General features: G+C 61.1%; 3 rRNA genes. All 3 read left to right on the top strand.

The annotated features are described in order from the left end of the window. Nucleotides 1–263: 263 nt before the first annotated feature. Nucleotides 264–1775 (top strand): 16S ribosomal RNA (locus B5F79_RS10710). Nucleotides 1776–2013: 238 nt separating this feature from the next. Further along, nucleotides 2014–4948, top strand: a 23S ribosomal RNA gene (locus B5F79_RS10715). A gap of 91 nt (nucleotides 4949–5039) precedes the next feature. Further along, nucleotides 5040–5155, top strand: a 5S ribosomal RNA gene (gene rrf / locus B5F79_RS10720). Together the 16S, 23S and 5S rRNA genes form the textbook arrangement of a ribosomal RNA operon. Nucleotides 5156–5184 lie beyond the last annotated feature (29 nt).

Genomic DNA, 5184 nt, shown 5'->3' on the forward strand with positions numbered 1-5184 from the left:
GTGAACCTCCCGATTCACGCCCCCGGAGGGGCGCGGGGTGCGTATAGTTAATCCCCGCGCAGCGACGCGGCGACGCGAACGACCTGCGCGGCGAACCTTGAAAACCGGATACTGCGATCGAAAGATCGACGAGACAGACTAGCGAAATTCGAATTTCTGGAGAGATCCAGAGACGTCAATTTCAGCGAATCCGAGATCAGCGGGATCTTAGGGCGGGACGGACCGACCACAGAATCGAAGACGGCCACAGGCCGTCTCACATTTGAACGGAGAGTTCGATCCTGGCTCAGGATGAACGCTGGCGGCGCGCCTAACACATGCAAGTCGAACGGTTAAAGCACCTCCGGGTGTGCATAAAGTGGCGAACGGCTGAGTAACACGTGGGCAACCTGCCCCTCGCTCCGGGACAGCCTCGGGAAACCGTGGGTAATACCGGATACTCCGCAGCCCCCGCATGGGGGAGGCGGGAAAGCCCAGACGGCGAGGGATGGGCCCGCGGCCTGTTAGCTAGTTGGTGGGGCAACGGCCCACCAAGGCGATTATGGGTAGCTGGGTTGAGAGACCGACCAGCCAGATTGGGACTGAGACACGGCCCAGACTCCTACGGGAGGCAGCAGTGGGGAATCTTGCGCAATGGGCGAAAGCCTGACGCAGCGACGCCGCGTGCGGGACGAAGGCCTTCGGGTCGTAAACCGCTTTCAGCAGGGACGAGGGGGCAACCTGACGGTACCTGCAGAAGAAGCCCCGGCTAACTACGTGCCAGCAGCCGCGGTAATACGTAGGGGGCGAGCGTTATCCGGATTCATTGGGCGTAAAGCGCTCGTAGGCGGTCCGTTAGGTCGGGAGTCAAATCCGGGGGCTCAACCCCCGCCCGCTCCCGATACCGGCGGACTTGAGTTTGGTAGGGGAAGGCGGAATTCCAAGTGTAGCGGTGGAATGCGCAGATATTTGGAAGAACACCGGTGGCGAAGGCGGCCTTCTGGGCCACAACTGACGCTGAGGAGCGAAAGCTAGGGGAGCGAACAGGATTAGATACCCTGGTAGTCCTAGCCGTAAACGATGGGCACTAGGTGTGGGGGGAGCCTCCCTCCGTGCCGCAGCTAACGCATTAAGTGCCCCGCCTGGGGAGTACGGCCGCAAGGCTAAAACTCAAAGGAATTGACGGGGGCCCGCACAAGCAGCGGAGCATGTGGCTTAATTCGAAGCAACGCGAAGAACCTTACCAGGGCTTGACATCTAGGTGAAGCGGCGGAAACGCCGTGGCCGAGAGGAGCCTAGACAGGTGGTGCATGGCTGTCGTCAGCTCGTGTCGTGAGATGTTGGGTTAAGTCCCGCAACGAGCGCAACCCTCGTCGCATGTTGCCAGCGGTTCGGCCGGGCACCCATGCGAGACCGCCGGCGTCAAGCCGGAGGAAGGTGGGGATGACGTCAAGTCATCATGCCCCTTATGTCCTGGGCTGCACACGTGCTACAATGGCCGGCACAGAGGGCTGCCAGGCGGCGACGCCGAGCGAATCCCCAAAGCCGGCCCCAGTTCGGATTGGAGGCTGCAACCCGCCTCCATGAAGTCGGAGTTGCTAGTAATCGCGGATCAGCACGCCGCGGTGAATGCGTTCCCGGGCCTTGTACACACCGCCCGTCACACCACCCGAGTCGATTGCACCCGAAGTCGTCGGCCCAACCTCGTGAGGGAGGCGCCGAAGGTGTGGTTGGTAAGGGGGGTGAAGTCGTAACAAGGTAGCCGTACCGGAAGGTGCGGCTGGATCACCTCCTTTCTAGGGAGAACAGCCTCTTTAGAAGAGAACACTTCAGACGGACGCCCCGTCCTTTCCCGCTGACAGTCTCGCCGCGCCCCAGGGCGCGCAGTGTCCGGTCTCGAGGGCTCGCCCTCGCCGTACCTTGAGAGCTGCATAGCGTGACGAAAGATTTTCCTCAAAGAAGATCGCATCTGAAGACGCGGCGGCGCGCGAGCGCCCGCCGCGAGACTTTAAGTATGTTCGAGCCATCGAACGAAGAGAAGATGGTAAGGGCAAACGGTGGATGCCTTGGCACAGGAAGCCGACGAAGGACGCGACAAGCTGCGATAAGCCGCGGTTAGGGGCACATGCCCGCTCGACCCGCGGATCTCCGAATGGGCGAACCCGGCGGGAGTCATTTCCCGTCACCCCCAGCTGAACACATAGGCTGGGAGGAGGCAACCGGGGGAACTGAAACATCTAAGTACCCCGAGGAAGAGAAATCAATCGAGATTCCCCTAGTAGTGGCGAGCGAACGGGGACCTAGGACAAACCGGCGGCCGCGCAAGCGCCGCCGGGGTTGTAGGGCCACTCACTGCGCGGTTACAAAACCTCGCGGAAGCGGAACGGCATGGGAAGGCCGGCGGTACAGGGTTAGAGCCCCGTACGCGAATCCGCGAGGACCGCCGAGTGGTTCCTGAGTACCGCCGGACACGTGAAACCCGGTGGGAAGCTGGGGGGTCCACCCTCCAATCCTAAATACTCTCCTGTGACCGATAGTGGACCAGTACCGTGAGGGAAAGGTGAAAAGCACCCCGGGAGGGGAGTGAAATAGTACCTGAAACCGTTTGCCTACAAGCAGTCGGAGCAGCGCTTGCGCTGTGACGGCGTGCCTTTTGTAGAATGAGCCAGCGAGTTACGGAGCGTGGCGAGGTTAAGCCAGTAAGCGAGCCGCAGCGACAGCGAGTCCCAACCGGGCGTGCAGTCGCGCTCCGTAGACGCGAAGCCGGGTGAGCTATCCATGGGCAGGCTGAAGCGGGGGTAAGACCCCGTGGAGGGCCGAACCCACCTAGGTTGAAAACTGGGGGGATGACCTGTGGATAGGAGTGAAAGGCCTATCAAACCCGGAGATATCTCGTTCTCCCCGAAATAGCTTTAGGGCTAGCCTCGGACGTTTACCTGCGGGGGTAGAGCACTGAATGGACGCGGGGGCCTCACCGCCTACCAACTCCAATCAAACTCCGAATACCGCCGGTCCAGAGTCCGGGAGTCAGAACATGTGGGCTAAGCTGTGTGTTCGAAAGGGAAACAGCCCAGACCGCCCGCTAAGGTCCCGAAGTCCGTGCTAAGTGGCAAAGGATGTGCGTCTGCCCAGACAACCAGGATGTTGGCTTAGAAGCAGCCATTCATTTAAAGAGTGCGTAATAGCTCACTGGTCGAGTGGACATGCGCCGACAATATACGGGGCTAAGCACGGCACCGAAGCGGCGGACTAGTTTTTACTAGTGGTAGGGGAGCTTTCCGTCTGGGGCGAAGCGTCGGGACGACCCGGCGTGGACCGGCCGGAAGTGAGAATGCTGGCATGAGTAACGAGAGGGGCGTGGAAAACGCCCCCGCCGTAAACCCAAGGTTTCCTGGGCGAGGCTAATCCTCCCAGGGTCAGTCGGGAGCTAAGGCGAGGCCGGAAGGCGTAGCCGATGCACAGCAGGTCGACATTCCTGCACCCCCGAACGGGCGCTATCACCGATGGGGCGACGGAGAAGGGTAGCTGGACGGGGTTCTGGACGTCCCCGCGATGGCACGTAGGCTGGGCGGTAGTGAAACGCGCCGCCCGCGACGGCTGAGGTGCCGGACGAAGCGACTGAGCGAAGCCAGTGAGCCCATGCTTCCAAGAAAACCCCCTAGGGAGCCCGCAGGGGCCCGTACCGCAAACCGACACAGGTGGGTGGGTAGAGCATACCAAGGCGATCGGGAGAACCATGGTTAAGGAACTCGGCAAAATTGCCCCGTAACTTCGGGAGAAGGGGTGCCGCCTCGGGTGGAGGGACTTGCTCCCCGAGCCCAGGGCGGCCACAGTAAATAGGCCCAAGCGACTGTTTATCAAAAACACAGGACTCTGCTGAAGTCGTAAGACGACGTATAGGGTCTGACGCCTGCCCGGTGCCGGAAGGTCACGAGGAGCCGTCAGCGCGAGCGAAGCGGCGAATCCAAGCCCCGGTAAACGGCGGCCGTAACTATAACGGTCCTAAGGTAGCGAAATTCCTTGTCGGGTAAGTTCCGACCTGCACGAAAGGCGTAACGATTTGGGCGCTGTCTCAACCATGGACCCGGTGAAATTGCACTAGTCGTGAAGATGCGACTTACCCGCGGAAGGACGGAAAGACCCCGTGAACCTTTACTGCAGCTTGACATTGGCTGCCGGTTCGTCGTGTAGAGGATAGGTGGGAGACGCTGAACCAGGGACGCCAGTCTCTGGGGAGTCGCCCTTGGAATACCACCCTCGACGTTCTGGCATCCTAACCCGCGACCGTCATCCGGCGTGGGGACCGTGTCAGGTGGGTAGTTTGACTGGGGCGGTCGCCTCCTAAAACGTAACGGAGGCGCACGTAAGGTCTGCTCAGGACGGTCGGCAACCGTCCCTTTGAGTGCAAGAGCATAAGCAGGCTTGACTGCGAGGCCAACAAGCCGAGCAGATGGGAAACCAGGTTCTAGTGATCCGGCGGCTCAGCGTGGTATGGCCGTCGCTCAACGGATAAAAGGTACTCCGGGGATAACAGGCTGATCTTCCCCAAGAGTCCACATCGACGGGAAGGTTTGGCACCTCGATGTCGGCTCATCGCATCCTGGGGCTGGAGCAGGTCCCAAGGGTATGGCTGTTCGCCATTTAAAGCGGTACGCGAGCTGGGTTCAGAACGTCGTGAGACAGTTCGGTCCCTATCCTCCGTGGGCGTAGGAGAACTGAGGGAGGCTGCCCCTAGTACGAGAGGACCGGGGTGGACGGACCTCCGGTGTACGGGTTGTCGACCAACGGCACTGCCCGGTAGCTGAGTCCGGTTCGGATAACCGCTGAAAGCATCTAAGCGGGAAGCCAGTCCCGAGATGAGTTCTCCCTTCGGTAAGGCCACTCGTAGACCACGAGTTTGATAGGCCGCAGGTGTAAGCCCCGCGAGGGGTTGAGCCGAGCGGTACTAATCGGCCGAGCTCTTCTCTTCACAATCGCGATCCCCGAGGGGGTCCGACGTCACGCTGTGCGGCCCTGAGGGCACGGCGAGCCCGAGCCCGAGAGCAGAATGCCCCTTGTTGGTCAGCGACCATGGCAGGGGAGGCACACCCGGTCCCATTCCGAACCCGGAAGTTAAGCCCCCGAGCGCCGATGGTACTGCGGAGTCAGTCCGTGGGAGAGCAGGACGTCGCTGACCAACAAGGGGCATTTTCCTGTGACGGGGGG

Origin of the sequence: Olsenella sp. An285, from assembly GCF_002159625.1 — a bacterium.
GTDB lineage: Bacteria > Actinomycetota > Coriobacteriia > Coriobacteriales > Atopobiaceae > Thermophilibacter > Thermophilibacter avicola.